This is a genomic window from Sulfurimonas iocasae, assembly GCF_047716755.1.
Lineage (GTDB): Bacteria > Campylobacterota > Campylobacteria > Campylobacterales > Sulfurimonadaceae > Sulfurimonas.
Genome location: NZ_CP180409.1, coordinates 370790 through 390664, shown reverse-complemented (window position 1 = coordinate 390664; position 19875 = coordinate 370790). Strand labels below are relative to the sequence as shown.

Below are 19875 nucleotides of genomic sequence, written 5' to 3'. Positions count from 1 at the left end.
CCTTTAAATAATTTTTTCTTTTGTTTCATCGCATTATCCTAGAAAAAACAGTTAATGCACTATATCAAAAAGAGTATTAAATTTACGAAGCTATAATGATAAGAATCTAAAAATGTTACTAAACGATACGTCATTTTTACCAGTTAGTAACATACGTGCAGTATTGTAACACAGTCATTTATTAAGAGTAAAAAAGACTAAAAAATAGCTTAATTTTGAGATTAAATTTTGTGGAATTTATTATAATAATGGGAATTATACAGACATCTTACATATTTTTCATTTCTCTCTTAAGGCTTCATCTTTATATCTGATCATTGGAGAGATAATATATTCAATAAGTCTTCTTTTGCCAATCATAATATCTGTCGTGCATGTCATTCCTGGAATTAACTGTACAAACTTGTCATCAACTTTGATTTTATCTTCGGAAAGTTGTATTATAACTGGATAAATTTCTCCAAGGTTTTCATCCAATATAGAAGCTTTTTCTATATTTATTATTACACCTTCTATATATCCATACTTTGTAAATTTAAAGCTATCTAATTTTACTTTAACTTTTTGTCCTAGATATATAAAACCTATATCTCTGTTTAACACTTTTGCCTCTACCTCTAAAGGAGAACCATCTGGTATCAACTCCATAATAATTTCACCGGATTGAACAACCTTACCATGTGCGTGATTTTTCAAATTATATATAATACCATCTACAGAAGCTTTTATTGATTTCAACTCTAATACATAGTTACTCTTCTGCACTTCAGGTCTTAATGTACTTAATTCATTTGATGTATCAGTTAAAAGTTGAGCAGATTCTTTCAAGCTTTTATTTTTAAACTGTTCTAATTCTTTTTTTGACACATCTAATTCAGCTTCTAGTTTTTCAGCTTCAGCTTGTCTTATTTTTATATCTTCTTCTTGTTCAATAAATTCATACTCAAGATCTTTCAACATAATTTCAGATTCTAAGCCTCTCTCAACTAAAGGTTTAAATTGTTCAATTTTAAAGGCAGTATATGGTAAAAGTTTTTCTTTTTTTGATATTTCAGTTGTAATCATTTTCTTTTCATGTTCTATTTTTTTAATCTTTATCATTAAAGATTCCTTTTCTGACTTATAAGATTCCATATCCATCCAAAGCTTTATATTTTCTCTATCAACAACTTTATTAGGAAGTTTTCCATCCTTACGTATTCTATATTTTTTTTCTGTTTTTATATATTTTATAAAAGATTTTAATGCTAAATATGTTCCAAGTAAGTTTTCATGTTTAGTCTTCATTGTAGTATTTTCAAAAGTTTCTATATTATTCATAAACTTAACTAATATATCTCCTTTTTTAACGCTCTGCCCATTTTTAACATAAACTTTATCTATTATACTTATATCTTTAGGTTGAATTAAATTCATTCTAGAGTTTGGTATTGTTTTACCTTGTGATGGAGCTACAACATCTACCTTACTATATATCAACCATAAAAATATCGAAACAATTAGTACTCCAATTAATGTTGGTATCATCCATAGTAGTTTAGATGGTCTACTTGATAGTATAGATTCTATGCCAGGTAAAAAATCATTATTTTCTTTTTTCATTTATATCTCGCTTAATATATTTTGTACTTTACATAAATTTGCAAAGTAACTTTTTTGATTTTTTAATAACTCATCTTTTGTTCCAGCTTCTATAATCTTTCCATTATAGATTGATATTACTTTTTCAACTATTTTCAATACAGAGACTCTATGAGAAATAATAAACACTGTTTTACCATACATATTTTTTTTAGATTTTTTTGAATTATTATTTCTGATTCAAAGTCTACAGCACTTGTTGCTTCATCAAAAATCAATATTCTAGGATTATTGATTAAAGCTCTAGCTATGGCAATTCTCTGCCTTTGTCCAGTAGATAGTATGCTACCCCTTTCTCCAACAATTGTATCATATGCATTTGGTAATTTTTTAATAAATTCATTTGCCCCGCTTGTTTCACAAACAGCTTCTATTTCTTTCATTGTTGCTCTCGGATTAGCAAGAGTAATATTGTCTTTTATACTTTTATTTAAAAGTGTATTATCTTGCATTACTACACCTATCTGTCTTCTTAACCAATTAGGGTCAATTGTAGCAATATCAATATCATCAACTAATATTTTTCCAGATGTAGGGGAATATAATCGTTGTAATAATCTTGTGAAGGTTGTTTTTCCAGATCCGGAGTGTCCCACTATTCCTATAATCTCACCTTGTTGTATTTTCAGATTCATATCTTCAATTACAATTGGTAAATTATCGCCATATTTAAATGAAACATTCTCAAAAACAATGTTTCCTTTTATATTTGGTAGATTTGTATTTGTTGCATTTATGGATACTTCTTGGTTAGTAGCAAAAATTTCTTTAACTCTTTTTACAGATATTTTAACCTGATATATTTGTTGTAAAGTTTGAGCTATTCTTTGAGCTGGAGCCATAATTCGTCCTATTAACATATTAAATGCAATAAGTTGACCAGCTGTCATTTCTCCATTCAATACTGCTAATGCTCCAATCCATAAAGATAGTGCAACTACTAACTTATTTATAAATGAAGACGCTTGTGAAATATTTCCAGATATGTCATCTGTTTTAGTATTGTGCTTAGTTTGTTTTGATAATTGCTCTTCAAATTCCCGTCTAATCGTTGGCTCAATTGACATTGACTTTATTGTCTCTATTGATGTTACACAATCAAATAAATATGACTGAGAATCTGTGGATAATTCCAGTTTTTTCTTCAATCTTTCTTTAAGTATAGGACTTGCAATACCATACAATGCAAACATAAGGGCTATAGCAACTATTACAAAACCTGTTAACATTGGAGAAAATAAGAACATTACTATTAAGAATATTATTCCAAATGGGAAATCTATAATTAAAGCTAAAAAACTAGAACTTACAAAATTTCGGATAAACTCTATTTCTTTAAATCTAGCAACTGTGTCACCTGACTGTTTTGAAGTAAAAAAACTTAAAGGTAGAGATGTCAGATGCCTAAAAAACTTAGCTATCATCGTTACATCAATAATTGAAGTCATGTGACTTAAAATATGTTTTCTACTATATCCCATAATAAAATCAAAAATTGATATTATAAAAAGTCCTATTATTAACACTTCCAATGTGCTACTTCCACTTGAACTAAAAACTTTATCAATAATAATCATAGTAAAAAGTGGAGTAATTAAAGCAAAAATCTGTATTATAAACGCTGCAAACAATACATGATAAACTAATCTATTTTGTCGAAAAAAAGATTTTATAAACCAAGCTAAACCAAAGTCTGAAATAGTAGTGCTATTTATATTATCTTCCTTAGCTAATAAGATTATTTCACCATCATATATATTATTAAACTCATCAGAATTCATTTTCATTCTTTCTGATTTATCAAAATTATATATTGTATATTCCTTTTCATTACAAGAAAAAATTAGAGAATATTTATCATTTTTTAATTTTACAATTGCAGGAAGTGGATTATTCATAAGCTTTGAGCCAACTAGATTCACTTTTTTAGCTTTTAATCCAAAATACTCTGTTGCAATGTATATAATATCTTCTTCTATAATTTCATCAGCACGTCCAAGCTTATGTATAACATCATCGTATTTTATTTCTAAATTCATCATTCTTGTAAGTAATAAGAATGAATGCACTAAATCATTTTGTATTGTTTTATTATTCACTTATAAATCCATTCACTTTTTTTATAAACTCTTCATCTAAACTATTTGTATACTGCTTTAAGCTAGTATATTCAACAACATATTGATATTTGTATTCTGTATATTTATTTAACTTATCAAAATACTTATTTTCTTCATCTAGTAGGTTAATTATTGTTTTTGTTCCTACATTGAATTTTTCTCTCATGGACTCTAGAGAAAATGCTTTTGCTTGAATTATTGCTGGATATGATTTTATTATTTCAATGTATGTTTTCACTTTTTGATACTTGTTATTTATGCTTTGCTTAGTATCTTTTATTAACTGATTCATACTCTCTTTTTCTATTAGCTGAGATATTTTTGCTTGTTGATAATTATTAACATCATAGAAGCCGCTAAATATTGGTACTTGCAGCAGTAATGTTAAAGTTCTTTCTTCATCTACACCTTCAATATCATTATTTTTATATTCATAATTTAAAGATAAACTAGGTTCAAATCCAGTTACAGATATACTTTTTTGAATATCTGCCTGCTTGATTTTCATTTTTTGTATCCTTACATCTAAATTTTCATTTATGTCATTTAAATATTCTTGCATCTTCATAATATCAACTTCTTTTAACTCTATCTTCTTTTTAATTTCTATATTTTCAAGACCGGTTAATCTTTTCAAAAAAGATTTTGACAAGTTATAATCTAGAATCAATTGTGCTTTCTTTACTAGTAGGTCACCTTTTTCAGCTTGAGCTTCTAAATAATCTGCCTTAGATATAAAGCCAGATTCTGATTTCAGTTTAGCTCTTAACTCTATCTTTTCCAAACGTTCTAATTTTTGGTTTGTAAGTTCAATTTGCTTATTACGAAACAATGTTTCAAAATAATACTTAATTACATCATAGACTAATTGTTGATACGCTTTATCTTTTTCAAGCGATGTTTGTGTGTAATTATTTTTTTGTTTTTTGTACTCTAAATATTTGCTTCTATCGTATAAAAGTTGTTCCACATTTAAAGTTTGATCATACCTATCATCTCTTGTTCTCTCTTCAACACCATTTACCACCACAGGATATTCATTGAGTTTTATATATTCTAAATCTAAATTAACTTTAGGATAAAATGACGAAACACTTTTTTGTACATCTTCATCAACATATTTCATTTTCAATTTTGCAATTTTGCAATTTTAAAAGCATTGCTATTTATATAGGAAAGATTAAAAACTTCTACCAAATCATATGTTTTAGAAGATAAAATACTTATAAAGCAAAATAAAATAATAATTACTTTCATATTATTATTCTATTTTTCATTTGCTGTAATTATTGTTCTATTACCATCTTTGTCAACACTCTGATACTTAAATGTTTTAGACTTAAAAACAGTACTTTTAAGTTCTTCAAGCATCTTTTCTCCACCACCTGTTGGTGCAATTAAGTCAATTATCCATAATTTTTCACCACTGTTCCAATCATTCCTACCAAGCTTTCCTATTCCCATTTCTAGTCTTTTTTCAACTTCATTATTTACATATGCCCATAGTATCAAACCAATTGGCTTGTTGTCTTTATCTCTGTATAGTCTAAATTGTTCTTTTGAAAGAGGAGGTAAAAGCAACCACTCTATATCTCCTATAAAAAAAGTAATTCTATGTGCATACGAACTAGTTAAGACTAAGATTGCTTCACCTAGTACCTCTGTAAGTTTTGCTTTCATTTCAAAAGTTTTATTTTTATTTGTCATTATTTTTTCCTTTAGGCTGCATTTTCTTCTATATTTTCATAATCATCAAAAATATTATCTATGATCACGTTATTTTCATCTATATTTTCACTGTTAAAACTGCCCTGCGCTAGTTGTTCATTTAAAACTAAAGCTTGCTGCATAATCAGTAAATCTTCTTCTGATAATTTCTCATCTGTTGTTGTTATATCCAAATATCCTGCACCAATACTCATCTCATCACCATCTTTTGTGGTGTAGTTTGCATATTCATCTATTGGATAATCAACATCTTTTGATTCATCTTTTTGAAGGTTAAATGATTCTACATTGCTATCTACAATTTTTGTAAATTCATCATCATTCACTAACCCATCATCATTTTTGTCTTGCCACAGAGAAAAGTTTTTCCACTCTTCATCATTTTCATTAAACAGTCCATCTTTATTAGTATCAAATATCTCACGCATAGCTTCTAGGTCATTTTGTGCGGTGTCTGAAAGGGAAACCCAGTTTGTCTCAAGAGCACTACTAATAGTTCCATCTTGATTATAATCCCATACTAAAATAGCGTCATCAGAGCTAACTCCTACTAAAGTTTCATCATGTGCTTCATAGTATTTCTCTTCTATCTCTATTCCATCACCATCTAAGTCAACTACTATTGGATCTATATATATTTGACTATAATAAGCTCCTGTTGTAAGAAATGTGCTTTCATTTCCATCACTTATCTGAATGACAAAATTCCTCATACTGTATACATCAAATGGTCTTTGAAACCACCTATTCCCTTGATAGTCAAAATGGAAACTACCATCTTCTTCGACTGTTCTCCCACTAATATTTGTATAACCTGTTAAGGACTTTGAAACATACGTTTCCCACCATAACATAATTGAAACAGTAAACCTTAAATCAGAAACTACACTTACGGTTAATGCGTCTACGTTACTATCTACATCATCTGCAACTAACTTACCATGTCCTGTAATTGTACTATTTCTGTAAAAATAGTGATTTTCGATAGTTGGAGCGTCATTAACTGCTGAAACATTCACTGTAGCTTGTGCTGTACTTCTGCTTCCAGATGAATCTTCAACAATGTACTCAAAACTTGCTGCTCCTTTATACAGAGCTGAGTTTTTGTCAAAAGTATTATTTGTAGAACTGTTATAGTTTTCATCTGCCTTAAATGTTATGCTCCCATTTGAATTTAACGTAGCAACTCCGTTGGTACTATTTTTAACACCTACAATTCTTAACCCTTCATTTTCCACATCAAAATCATTTGCTAAAAGTGTCGATGCGTCAACCGTCAAAAGAGTATCTTCTGTTGCATTAAGCTTATCATCAAAAACATAAGGAGAATTATTTGTACCATCAACATAAATAGTATAGTCATCAAATTCAAGTCTATTTACATTAATTAGTTCATTTATACCTGTAGCTGTATAAACTGTTGCTGTCTTATCAAAGTTTGTTTCTAGACTTTTTGAATTTTTTCCGTAAAAATAATCTGCTAAACTTCCTTCAAATATTACACTGTTATTTCCACCTACACCATCTACTGTATTGCTACCTGCACCAAGAAAAAAAGTGTTGTTTGATGAGTTCCCCACTACATTGTCATCTTTATCGGTTCCAATCACACTCTCAAAACTACTTATTATGTCATTTTGAGCATATCCTCCTGAGACCACATTTGTTGTCAAATTTACATTTACACCATAGTCACTATTTGAATAGTCAATTGTATCAGTTCCATTTCCACCATTTAAAATGTCATCAGCATCAGAAGCAAAGAGAGTATCGTTTCCATCCATACCAAATATAGACAGAGTATTATTTCCAGAATTTCTTAAAATATCATTTCCAGAACCGGATATGACTTCTTCAGCATTAGTATCTGCTACATCAAAGTCAACACCTACATTATCTTCTATGTAAATCTTGTCATAACCAGACCCAGTATCTACGAAGTTACCTGCATTAGCAACTATATCATCTGCATCTATATAGACAGTGTCATCTCCACCTTGCATATAAAAAACATCAGCTCCATCTCCTCCTTTTGCTATTTCAGAACCGTTACCACCAAAAATTATGTCATTTCCACTCCCCCCTATAAAATTTTCTACACTTGTTAACCCCATATTAAAACTTGTATTTCTATCATCTTTAATTACAACTGTATCAAATCCACTTCCAGCATTTATTATTTCAGGGTCAAGTAAGTTTTGATTTAGATCATCAGCATCCATAATAATAAAATCATCACCATCTCCAGCGTCAAACTTATCAGCACCTAAACCACCATTTATAATGTCATCTCCACCCCCAGAAACAATTATATCATTACCAGCACCCGCATCTACGAAGTCATTTCCATCTACCTCATTAGGTCCAACTTCTAAAGATAATGAAGTTGTTTTTGTATATGGATTTTCTTCATCCGTGCTAAGTGCATATGCTACAACGTTAAATGAAACTATCTCTTTTTGGTATGGATATGATAGTTCTACACTTCCATCGAAATCTTCAGAGTTGATAATCAATACATTATTATCTATATATCCAACATTATAAGTAACTCCATCAGGCATGTTTTCAATCTTTATAACTAACTTTTCGCTGCCATCATTTAAAAAAGCATTAGCGTCTATATTGAAAGTAGTTGTAATTACTCCGCTTGGTACATCTGAAAAAATCGTATCATCTCCACCATTTGAAAATATAGTATCATTACCACCCCCACTACTAATACTATTGTTACCTTCAGAGTGTGATGTCTCTTCTCCAAGCATAGTCTGAGAAGTAATTGCTATATTTTCTATACTTAAATAAGGGTTCTCATCTTCTTGAGCAGACATATCTTCTATAACACTTGCAGGAACATCAATAACTTCATCTAGATTTACCGTTATATTTTCAATAACTTGTGCTGTGTCGTTATTTGAATCTGTACTTATAGCTTTTATCTCTATATCAAAAGAACCTGTCATGTCTTCTGGCGGAATAAATGCTAATATATCTATATCCTTTTCTTCAACAATCCACTCATCACCAACTTTATTACCAGCACTTAGATAAGTTCCATCTGGAATGCCAGATATGTATAGTTTTAAATTTTCACTACCGTCTAAATCATTCAATACAGAATAAATATTTAGATGTATTAATTTATCTTCTAATGTGTTTACGTTTTGAACTTCTAAAATAGCTTCATCAGCTACAGGGATAATATCCACAGGAAGCTTACTTACCACATCACTTCTATTTTCTATATCATTATTAACGATTACAGATACGACATCAACAAAAAAACCACCTGAATAATTAGGAGCACTACTTAAAGCTAGACCATTCAACTGTTCAGTAGTTAGTTTCCATGTTGTGTTATTAAGCTGCTCCCCATTATTTAAACTAAACCCTTCTGGAATTTTTATTTCAAGATATATTGACTCTGTAGGTTTAAGTTGATTATCATCAACTTCTATATTCAAGTATACTGGCTCATCTTCTAATGCTTCAGATGGATGAACAGTAACATTTGCAGAGCTAGGTGTTGCTTCAATATTAACATTTACATAAGCAATCATTTCTTCTTGATCAGAATTTTTATGTTCGGTAGTTATAGCCGTAACTTTTAGCTCAAAATCTTCTATACTATTAAATCCAGGTCTTACCATTAAAGTTGATAAATCATCTTGTGATAGATACCATTTTCCGTCGCTATCTTTAACCCCATTGTTTAAAATAGCATCTGATGGTACATCTTCTATTATAATTTCTAAAGTTTCACTACCATCGGTATCTAATAAAGAAGCGTTTATATCTAGATTTATAAAACTGTTTTCTGTTCCTGTAACATCTGAAACTTCGAGTATCGCAAAATCTGCAACTGATTCTATTTGTACTTCTACATCTTTTGATGTAAATTCTTGGTCACCGTTTTCATTTTCTGTAGTAACTGCAGATACTCTTAATGTAAAATTCTCATCACTATGTTCTATTAAGTCAATACTTAAATTTTCAAGCTCGTTCGTTAAAAGTTTCCATGAACCATCTGAAAGTAATTCTCCTTGATTTAAGCTTGTTCCAACTGGCAACCCTTCTACAATATAGTGCACTGTCTCACTTCCATCATTATCAATAAACTCTGAAGCAATATCTAAAAGTGCGAACCCAGGATCTTCACTTACAGTCATTAAATTCTCTTCTCCACTTGTTATTTGTTGTAAGTTTAAATCAACTTTATCTGCGACTGCATTTACTTGAACTAGCATTTCAATTGATTGTTCAGCTATATCACCATTTTCGTCTTCTGTACTATATGTTGTAACCTTAATAGTAAAATCACTATCATCATGTTCTTTAGCTGTCACAGTTAAAAAGTCAAGTTCATCTGCTTGAAGATGCCAAATACCATCAGCATCTTTAATACCTTGGTTTAAAACTGCTTCATCAGGAATATTTTCAATTTTTACTTTTAAAACCTCACTACCGTCAGTATCTACTAAGCTAGACTTGATATCTAAAAGTATTTGTGAATCTTCCAGTCCTACTGTTTCATCAGCAACTTCTAAAGTTGGAGTGTCTGCTACTGCTTCAACTTCTACAAATATATCTGCACTTGTATGTGCTACGTGATTGTTTTCACTCTCTGTAGTGTACGATGTAACCCGTATAGTGAAATCATCACCCTCATTTAAACCTGGTGTTAACATTAGATTTTCTAAATCTTTGGGAAGTAAATGCCATATACCGTCACTATCCTTTGTTCCAGCACTTAAAACTGCACTATTTGGAACATTTTCAATAGTAAGAGTTATAGTTTCCTCTCCATCTACCCCACCAACATCATCTACTAACGATGTTGAGATAGTCAAAGGTATACTTGTATCTTCCAAACCATATGTACTTTCTTCAACATCAAGATTTGCTATATCTGCTACTGCGACAATTGTTATAGTTTCAGTTACAACACTATTTACAACTCTTCCATTAGTATCTGAAACTACCGCTGTTACAGTAAGCTCAAAATCATCTGAGTTATTAATCCCACCAAATAATTTTAAGTCTATTAGGTCATTTTGTTGTAATACCCAATCTCCACTAGCCAACTTAGTTCCGTTGTTTAAATATGCATCATCTGGAACACCACTAAGTATAACTTGTAAAGAGGTATCAGGATTTGAATTTGAAACCTCTATATCAAAAATAAAAGAGTCCTCTAACATAGTAGTTTCAACAAGTTTGATTATAGGAGGATTTAATACTGGAAGTTCCGCCTCTTTTGCTTCTGACTCCAAAATTATTACATCTTTAGTTGCTTCTTCTACATTGTCTTGCTGAGTACCATCACTATCTAGAGTTACTGCTAGTGTAGCATCACTGCTTTCTGCCAACACACCTGCACTTTCTGTTGTTACGGTGTTCTCATCTACCTCAGGTACAACAGACTTAGTAATAACTGTATCATTTGAAGAATCATCAACAGGAATGAATTCTGTATAGATAAGAGGTTCTTGAATATATAACTCTCCATCAGAAGTATCTGGAAGATTGACTGTTTTTTGTTCATCAAGAGGTATCTCAGTTTTCAAGTTCTCTACATCAGCAGGATCATCAGCAAAAAAGTTCATCTCATCAGTTGAAGACTCTTCAGTATCTGCTGCTGCGGCTGTTCCAATCATGATGGCAGTTGCTAAAGTTGTAGCTTGTGAGTCTTCTCTTACAGTTGCACCTACTGGTTTCTGTTCTTCAGTTAAACCCTCTTCATGTGTAAACTCTACTTTTTTAATAAGTGTTTTATTTTCATAATCTATCTCAAACAAAAAGTCATCAAAAACTATCTCTTTTACACTTTGAACTGTATCTTTTGTTGTACCATCTAATGACTTCACAAGAATGGTATCTTCATTTAAAAACATAATCTGATACTCATCAGAATTGCCTTTATATATTACAGTATCATCTCCTTCTCCACCTATGATTGTATTAAGACCTTCTCCTCCTATAAGAGTATCATCTCCTGCTCCCCCTATGAGAGTATCATTACCGTCTTGACCATATAGAGTATCGTCTCCATCATCACCTTTTACAAAGTCATTACCTGTACCTGCAAAGATTATGTCATCGCCTGCATTGGATGAGATTTTATCATCTCCATCTTTTGCGTAAAAAAGATTTGCTTCATCATCTCCCACTAGAACATCATCATTTACTGTTGCTTCGATGCCCTCTATAGAGTCAAACTTATCTCCGAATGCTTCTCCTCCATCAGAATAGTCATTTTTAAGGTTTATTGCTATTTCTTCTACTGAGTCTGCATAAGATGCTAAGTCAGTGCCTTCTCCACCGACTAGAGTATCTGCTCCACTTCCACCAGAGAGGATATCATTTCCATCACCACCATCTAAAACATTTTCACCATCATCACCACGTAGATAATCATCAAACTTACTACCTACTAGATTTTCAATCCCTTCGATGCTGTCTCCTGTTGAGCTTATTCCTTCTTCAAGATTAACATTTACAGCTGTTTGTGTTGACTCATAAGTTACTGTATCTGTACCTTCTCCACCTGAGATGCTATTTTTACCTTCACCTGAAGCTATGGTGTCATCACCTGCTCCTGTAACTACAGTATCATTTCCAGCTCCAGCTACTACAAGGTTGTCTCCATCGTAAGCCTTTATGATGTCATCAGATGCCGTACCTGCAAATGTATGATTTGCCTCATAGTTTTCTAAGTACTCTGTTAGTGTTTCATCTTCGCTAAGAAGAGCCATAGATGCTTGGGCTACACTAACAGCTCCTCCACCCTCTTCTACACCTATAGAACTAAGGAGTGCTTGAAGATTTACCTTGGTACCATTTGGAAGTTCTAAGTGAGTGTTTGTCTTATCCCAACTTTCCCAATCTTGCACAGTAAAACTTTTTTTATCATCAGTTGTGATGATAAGGTTACCATCTTTTAGTTCAAACTCTAAGTCATTTAAGTCTTTGTTAGCAAGTGAAAAGGCATCAGGAGTTGACTCGAAGTTTTCATAAGGGTTTGGTATATCTGCAAGGGCTAGCAGTTCGTTAAATCTCTCTATGCTTATCTCAACTTTACTTAGCATTACTCTCTCTAAGCTAATGGTTGTAGTTCCTGTTTCTTGGTTTTTAGATGTAAACTCATCGTAGCCTATCTCTTGCATGATTGAGTATGCTTCTTCTTTAGAGATTTCGCTATCTTCATCTTCATTTTTGTATATCTCATACATCTTTTGAGCGACTTCTTCTAAAAGCTCATCTTGATCAACTTTTAAAAGTTCATCGTTTTGTAGATGCTGTTCGTAGTTATAGTTTGCTATTTCACTATTTAGTTTGTTAAAGTCTTCTGAGTAATGATGTTCATCTAGCTGTAGCTCTTGGGCTATTTCAAACACTTCTTGAAAGTGCATAGCTTCTATCTCTTGGAAGTATTCATCTTCTAGTTGTGCTATTGCTATTGCTTTTTCTTCTTTAGCATCTGCTAGTTGTGTTTGAACGATAGACTTATCTTCTTGGAGTAGAGCTTTTAGCTGTGCATCTTCAGGTTCTAAAACATATTCAAGACTTTCTCCTGTTTCATCACTTGAGTGTTGGAGGTTGAACATCTTTTGTTTATTGTCTATAACTCTTTGAAGTGCTTCTAGTTCTTCTTGTAAGGTTGAGAGTTTAGATGCTAGTGGGTCTATGATGTTATCATGTTACTCTATAAGTTCTTCTCTTAGAGTTTTATACTCTTGTATATCTTCTTGTGTAACTGTTTGCAAGATATTGTCTATATATTCATCTTGGGTTGTAAACTGATAACGTGACATAAACTCTTCAAGTTCTGAGGAGTCTAGAGTTTTGTACTCTTCGTTTATGGCTTGCAGAAGTTCTGGGTCTGTTATCTTTTTACCATCAGCATCTAGGACTATCATGACTTTGTTCATATAGTCACTATAGTCACTTGCAAGTGCTATGTTTGTGTAGAGTTCATCTAGGTCAGCTCTACCTTGTGAGTCTGGGTCACCTTCTAAGAACTTCTCATTAGTTGCATTCATAGCTCTTAGAATATATTCGTCACCACCCTCTACATTCATAAAAGGTATCTCAGGGCTTATAGCATCTGCCATAGTTTGGTTTATAGTGTCAAAGCTTCCGCTATAACCGTTAATATTTAGACTGTCTTCTCTTTGAGTTACAAGTATATCAGGCATACCTGATGCATCTACTAACTGACCACCGGGGATAGTTATCATATTTATAAAGTGATTAGCCAGAGACTCAGCTATGCTTTTCATAGCTTCTTCATTACCGCCGTCACTTGAACCACTGCTTTCTATGAGATAACTAAGTGTCTCTTCATCGAAACCATACTCAGCATAAGCTGTTGGTGGTGGTGGTTCACTGCCTCCAAAGAGTCCGCCTACTATGCCTCCGACTATGTTACCAACAAACGAACCGCCAAAGACTACCAACGTCGCGAGTGCCCAACCTACAGGACCAAACATCATAAGACCTAGTGCGAGACTACTTGCCGCAACTGCACCTACTGCACTTCCTATAGTAGAGCCTATCATCTCAGACTCTGTATCCCAGCCCATTAATTCATTTGCTGCTACACTACCTAAGTATCCACCAACTGCTCCACTCAAAGCATTGGCTAAGTTTGCTCCAGTTAAAAGTTTATCTGCATCTTTAAACTCTGCCAACATTGCGTACTGAGTATTTGCGACATAAGCAATACCAAAAGTAGCTGTATAATCTAGCATATCTCCTGCAAATGTATCATTCATTCCTAAGATATCTGAGATATTATCATTACTTGCAAAGTATGAAGATATGGCAAATGAGAATACTGCACCTTGTAGGTTTGAGTTAAACTCTTCTGTTATGTTAAACTCACTACCTTGAGCAGAATTATATGTCGAGAAGTCTGCTATCGTTGCTATACTAGAACTTATTGTTATAGCTTCTAAATTTGAAAACTCATTATTTGCCATTATAAGAGTTGAGATTTGATTTATGGTTGTGTTTCCTAACCCACTGTAGTCTGCGTCTGCACTATCATAGAAGTCACCATTTTCAGCTTGTACTATTTCTCTTACACTTCCATCTTCATTAGATAAAGTTACTATATAGCTTCCATCATCTCTCATCTCAACTACAGCATCTCTGTCAAACCCATCTTTAAATGTACTATATGTAGAAGTAGTTCCATTTTCATTTGGAGAAACTACAACATACTCTCCATCAAATGTTTCATAAACACTTACATCACCATAAGCACTATCTATTGTTTGTAAATCTTTTGGAGTTATGATGTTTATTCCACTGCCAACTATATTATCATCACTTCCATAACCATTCATATCTCTTAAAATATCTTCAGAAAATCCTGTTTTTTCAGCTAGTTCTGCTATTGTAGTATCTTGTTTAGTTGTAAACCCACTAACCTGCAAGTCACCATTTGGTAGTTCTGTATAAGCCACTTCTGCTACAGCATCTACACCAAAACTATCAAAGTTATAACCATCTTTATTTGAGATAATAGTTCTTATACTTCCATCATCATTACTAAAGGTAACTGTAGTAGAACCATTTGAAGAAGTTTCATAAAGTGCTTGGTTATCATTTCCATCTGTAAATGTAGTGTACTTTGTGGTAGTTCCGTCTTGGTTTGGAACAATAAACATCTCATTGTCGTTAAAGCCGCTAAGATGGACTATGGATCCGTACTCACCATCTGTTATAAGGTTTTTAGATTTTGGGATGTCTATGGAGTCTCTTGTTATTGCTCCGCCTTGTGGGTAATCATTAAACTCTCTTAAGTCATGAGCTGAATAGTCTGTATGAGGTGCGATGTCTTCAAATGAAGCATCATCTGAAAGTATCTCTATGTTTGATACTACTTTAGACTTACCATCATCACTTGGAGTGTAGTTTATACTTGTGACTGGTAGAAGTTGCCGTTAGAGTCTTTAGACCATACTTCGCTTATTCCGTTGTCATTTGTAAAGTGGATGTTGTTAGGGTCACTTAGGTTTCCTTCTACATAGAGAGAAGGGTTATCACTAAAAGTGTTATGGATAGATTTAGTTCCATCTTCATTTGGAACTACAGAAACTAGATTACCTTCTTTGTCTTGGTACATCTTTATGTTTCCATATTCTCCTTGAAGGGTATTTACTTTCTCAGGTATCTTTATCTCTGTACCTATAGGAAGATTTCTAGCATCTTCGAGAGAGATGCCGTTGTATTCTAAAAGCTCTGCTGAAGTGTAGTCTGTTTTAGATGCCACTTCACTTATGGTTCCGCCTGAGTTTAGGGTGGCTGTGTTTGTTTCGGGGTCTATGGTTACTTTTGGTTCTGGAGTGTCAGGCTCTGGATTTTGTGTATCTGGTTTTTCATAATCATTTAAAAAATCTCTTAAAGTTGGTTTATCAAAATCTGTTGTATTGTTGTAGTCTATATAATTTTCAAATGTAATATCATTACTATTGAGGTAGTTATCTATCTCAGTTTGTGCATCACCATAAACATCTTTTATATCATTTGCAAAACCTACAATACCGTCAGCCATACTGGTATCGTTTTCTGTAGACATAAAAGCTGCAACAGAAAATGTTGCAGAACCTGCTAAACCAGCTATTAATGCTTGTGGATTTTTTGCAGCTAATCCAGCACTTGCCAGTAATGAACTTGAATCTGCAAAAATTGAGTTTAGTGTTGAGTTTTGGATGCTACCATTATATTTTGGATCCTTTAGCTCCATAGTTGCGGTTGCTATATTCAATAACAAAGAAGAAGCACTTGTAGTAATCCCGATAGAAGTTGGGAACTCTTTTATAATAACTGAAGCGAACGTTTCCAAAGTACCTAAAGAACTAACTAAAAGTTTAGTATTATCTAAAACAGTACCATTAGAATCTCCTGCATTTTTTATTATATTAGCAATATCTATTTCTGATGTTACTGTAGTTGTTACAATAGTATTTAAGTTTTCTAAATTAATTTTACTCATCTTTTAAAACTTCCTTTTCAACATCTTTTCTATTTATAAACCATAATAAAAATAAGAAACCTAACAACCATTTCAGGGATAGGGTTAGGTTTGGGATTGTGTTATCTTCTATTTCCTTTATTCTCTTATAACTTTTTTCATACTCTTTTTTTGTACTAATTTCATCATAATTTTCTTCTAGAACTAAGTACTTTTCTCTATCATAGTAAAACTCTCCAGTAAACAAACCATCTGATAATCCAAAATCCCTTTGTGTCCAAAATATAACTTTTTTCTTATCAATTCGTTTTATATCTTTTTCAGTTATCATACTGTGAAAGCTTTTAGTTGTATTGTCTTCAAGTCTAAAGGTTGCAATATCATCAGCTTTTCTATAACTACGGTATGATATTAAAGTTCCACGCCATTCAGTCAAGTTTTCAAACTTTTGTATTGGATTTACTAAACTAAGATATGTCGAAACTAAAAACCAAACTACCGCAAAAGCACTTACCCAAAGACCAACCCAAGGTAAAAAACATAAAAGTCTTCTCTTTTTTGCTCTAGTTACATATATCTCATACAGATATTTATATATTTTGCTCTCTTTTAGTTTTGATTTTTTTTCTAGTTTAGTATTATCTTCAATATTATTTGGCTTCTTTTTATAAAAGACTTGATACGCACCTATTAAAAGTAAAATAATTACTATAAAACCTGAATATTCAAAAAATAAATTCATTGTCATATTACTTGCCAATTTTTCATGATGCGACCCTTGTAAAAATATTATTAGTTGTAAACCCACTAACCTGCAAGTCACCACTTGGAAGTTCTATGTAACTTATGTCTGCTACATCGCTTACACCGAAACTGTCAAAGTTATAACCATCTTGGTTTGGAACTATAAACATTTCGTTACCGTTAAAACCGCTAAGATGGACTATAACTCCGTATCCACCATCTGTTATAAGGTTTTTAGATTTTGATACAACACAATTAACAATATAGTAAAAGCCTATAAAGTTTATTCTAAATAGTCTTGGCATCTATTTTTTCCATTAAATCACTTCTAATAATATGTTTAAAAAAATTATTTTTAATTTAATATATTAACACAAGCTCCTTATAAAAATATTAATTATTATTAATTTACACAACTAATTTCATTTTTTAATATATATTAAACTTTTTGTATATACTTTTTAAAGATTAAATATCTTTTCATGTAAAAGTGAATGATTTTTATTAGTTAGTAACATGCTTATTTATTAAGAGTAAGAAATTGCTTAAGAAAGAGATTGTATTCTTTATAAAAAAAATATAAGAATGGGAATTATACAGACATTGTACATATTTTATTTCTATTTTCAATAAGGATTTACATAGTTATTTTTTTACTATTTTAATGGTATATTTTTACCGTGATAATCATGTAATATATAATCTAGAATATCAGTCATTTCAGTTTCTAGCTCAGGAACATGTTTACCTAAGCAAATTTTAGTAGTATGTCTTGCTCTATAAACATTTTTAGATCTAGGTGCCCCCGTGTATGTTTGCTTGTTTATATTAACAACTCCATCACTGCCATTTTTTCCATTACAACTAAATCTTAATGCTATTAGTGTTATCACCACAAGAAGTGTGGTGACTAGAAGTTATTTATTTAAAAATCCCATAGATTTTTCACTGTCGAAGTTTGCATCTTTTTCTCTTTTTATTTCACTTACAAAGTCATTCAAAGTAAAAAGTGGTTCATCTGTAACAGCTACTTTATAGGCTGTATTTTTTATAATTAAGTTAATTTGTCCGCCTGTTAGAGAGTACTTTGCAAGCTCTTTTACATCGAACTTTTCATCATATGGAGCGTTCATAGGAAGCATCTTTTTCCAAAGTATGAGTCTCTGTGCTTCATCTGGTTTTTTAAACTCTATCTTGTAGTTAAAGCGTCTTGAAAATGCTTTATCAATGTTTTCAAGCAGGTTTGTTGTAGCTATTAGCATACCTTTGAAATTCTCTATTTGCTCTAAAAAGATGTTTTGCATCTGGTTATGCATCTGCTCAGATCCACTTGCAGCACCACTAGAACGAGCACCTAAAAACTGATCTGCTTCATTTAGTAGTAAAATAGGCTCAGTCTTTGTTTTCTCACTTAAATCATAAAAAGTATCAAAAATTTTACGAACATTTTTCTCACTCTCTCCAACATACATAGAGAGAATTTTTGAGCAGTCAAATGCCAGCACTTGACGTTTAAGTGATTTTGCAAGCGAGTATGCAGTCATAGTCTTACCCGTTCCAGCATGTCCATAAAAAATGATTCTGGCATCTATACCACTTTTTTTATCTTTTATGCCCCACTCAACCAAGCGACCTATTACCTCTTTATCAACTTGACGCATCAAGTTTTCTAGAGTTGTTTGTGTCTCTTTTGCAAGAACGACATCTTCTAATGAAGTCTCAGGCTCTATAAGTTCAAAGATATCTTGTTCTTCTATAAGTGCGTTTAGTTTTAAGCGACGAACTTTTTTATTTTTTTTCGGATGGATGATACTTTGAAGGATTTCATCTACAATGTAAAATGCTCTTGAGATGCCACCAAAAGGATTAAGCATCTCTTCATAGTCAATTATTCCATCATTTATAAGGCTTGAGCCATCCTCTAAAAGTGAGCGATTTTTAATACGGTCATATTCATCTAAAGAGATTAAATCTATTAAAGCATTCATCTCACGAAGGGATGCATCTGTAGCGCTATACTCTTCACGAAGAAGAGCCAAAAATATAACTTCTTCTTTAATCTGAAACTTTTTTTGTTTAAAAAATCTATCTAAAACCAATTTTTCCGTAGTCTGTTCGACTCTTTGAGCTATTCGCTGCTCTAGTAGTTGAAGTTTATGCTGGACTCTATCGATGCCAAGAGAGTGTTCATGAACATTTTGACGAATAGTACTCATCTTTTGATAAAGTTCTATTCTAAAAAACTGATCTTGCAGATACTCTAGATGATCAGTATATGGTTTAATATCTGGTACTTCTACATCAGGAGCACCATCTTGGAGCAGTTTTAAAAATGATGGACTAAGACCAACAGCAGTATTTAAAAGCTCCAATGGTGTAACCTCAGAGATTTTTACTGGCGCAAAACTCTGTTGATGTATCCAACCAAGTTCAAGAAGTATTTTCACCTCTTGAAGATGACTTAGATGCTCAAAATCACTATCTTCATAGAGTTCACCAAGCAGTTCTAAGACTAAAACATCATCTTGACCTTGCATATATTTTTTTGCTAGATTTTGAAGCATTAAAGCCTCATTTACACTACACTTGAGTTGTGCAAATATATGAGACTCTTCTATATTTTTGTTTTGTAAAAAATCAACTAATATTTTCAATTAT

At 32.1% G+C, this 19875-nt stretch carries 12 protein-coding genes; all 12 read right to left on the bottom strand.

The annotated features are described in order from the left end of the window. Positions 1-279 precede the first annotated feature (279 nt). Complete coding sequence (locus tag ACLHDE_RS02020; protein ID WP_415397494.1) at positions 280-1602, bottom strand: HlyD family type I secretion periplasmic adaptor subunit; 1323 nt, start codon at positions 1600-1602, stop codon at positions 280-282. Then, on the bottom strand, positions 1603-1740 hold the full coding sequence (locus ACLHDE_RS02015; RefSeq protein WP_415397493.1) for a hypothetical protein: 138 nt from the start codon (positions 1738-1740) through the stop codon (positions 1603-1605). It abuts the gene before it with no gap. Then, on the bottom strand, positions 1737-3740 hold the full coding sequence (locus tag ACLHDE_RS02010; RefSeq protein ID WP_415397492.1) for a peptidase domain-containing ABC transporter: 2004 nt from the start codon (positions 3738-3740) through the stop codon (positions 1737-1739). The genes ACLHDE_RS02015 and ACLHDE_RS02010 overlap by 4 nt, the downstream gene beginning before the upstream one ends. Continuing rightward, the gene (locus ACLHDE_RS02005) at positions 3733-4887 is read right to left on the bottom strand and encodes a TolC family protein (protein WP_415397491.1); all 1155 of its coding nucleotides are present in this window, start codon (positions 4885-4887) and stop codon (positions 3733-3735) included. Before ACLHDE_RS02005 ends, ACLHDE_RS02010 begins: the two co-directional genes overlap by 8 nt. Before the next feature lie 140 nt (positions 4888-5027). Then, positions 5028-5468, bottom strand: a complete 441-nt coding sequence (locus tag ACLHDE_RS02000) for a protein-lysine palmitoyltransferase (RefSeq protein WP_415397490.1) — start codon at positions 5466-5468, stop codon at positions 5028-5030. Between the two features lie 11 nt (positions 5469-5479). After that, entirely contained in the window at positions 5480-13096 is a 7617-nt protein-coding gene (locus tag ACLHDE_RS01995; protein ID WP_415397489.1) for an Ig-like domain-containing protein, read from the bottom strand. A gap of 93 nt (positions 13097-13189) precedes the next feature. Continuing rightward, on the bottom strand, positions 13190-15166 hold the full coding sequence (locus ACLHDE_RS01990; RefSeq protein ID WP_415397488.1) for a hypothetical protein: 1977 nt from the start codon (positions 15164-15166) through the stop codon (positions 13190-13192). Between the two features lie 248 nt (positions 15167-15414). Next, positions 15415-16494, bottom strand: coding sequence for a hypothetical protein (locus tag ACLHDE_RS01985; protein WP_415397487.1), 1080 nt, complete (start codon positions 16492-16494; stop codon positions 15415-15417). Further along, a complete protein-coding gene (locus ACLHDE_RS01980) occupies positions 16487-17215 on the bottom strand; it encodes a hypothetical protein (RefSeq protein WP_415397486.1) in 729 nt (242 codons plus the stop codon). Before ACLHDE_RS01980 ends, ACLHDE_RS01985 begins: the two co-directional genes overlap by 8 nt. Before the next feature lie 22 nt (positions 17216-17237). Then, complete coding sequence (locus tag ACLHDE_RS01975; RefSeq protein ID WP_415397485.1) at positions 17238-17522, bottom strand: hypothetical protein; 285 nt, start codon at positions 17520-17522, stop codon at positions 17238-17240. A 351-nt stretch (positions 17523-17873) separates the two neighbouring features. Further along, on the bottom strand, positions 17874-18113 hold the full coding sequence (locus ACLHDE_RS01970) for a hypothetical protein (protein ID WP_415397484.1): 240 nt from the start codon (positions 18111-18113) through the stop codon (positions 17874-17876). Positions 18114-18134: 21 nt separating this feature from the next. Continuing rightward, a complete protein-coding gene (locus ACLHDE_RS01965; protein ID WP_415397483.1) occupies positions 18135-19871 on the bottom strand; it encodes an ATP-binding protein in 1737 nt (578 codons plus the stop codon). Positions 19872-19875: the final 4 nt, after the last annotated feature.

Coding starts and splice junctions, on each gene's coding strand:
- ACLHDE_RS01985 (WP_415397487.1), bottom strand. CDS start 16,494: ATGAGTAAAATTAATTTAGAAAACTTAAATACTATTGTAACAACTACA.
- ACLHDE_RS02005 (WP_415397491.1), bottom strand. CDS start 4,887: ATGAAATATGTTGATGAAGATGTACAAAAAAGTGTTTCGTCATTTTAT.
- ACLHDE_RS02020 (WP_415397494.1), bottom strand. CDS start 1,602: ATGAAAAAAGAAAATAATGATTTTTTACCTGGCATAGAATCTATACTA.
- ACLHDE_RS01975 (WP_415397485.1), bottom strand. CDS start 17,522: ATGCCAAGACTATTTAGAATAAACTTTATAGGCTTTTACTATATTGTT.
- ACLHDE_RS01990 (WP_415397488.1), bottom strand. CDS start 15,166: ATGTTTATTGTTCCAAACCAAGACGGAACTACCACAAAGTACACTACA.
- ACLHDE_RS01995 (WP_415397489.1), bottom strand. CDS start 13,096: ATGTTCAACCTCCAACACTCAAGTGATGAAACAGGAGAAAGTCTTGAA.
- ACLHDE_RS02000 (WP_415397490.1), bottom strand. CDS start 5,468: ATGACAAATAAAAATAAAACTTTTGAAATGAAAGCAAAACTTACAGAG.
- ACLHDE_RS01980 (WP_415397486.1), bottom strand. CDS start 17,215: ATGAATTTATTTTTTGAATATTCAGGTTTTATAGTAATTATTTTACTT.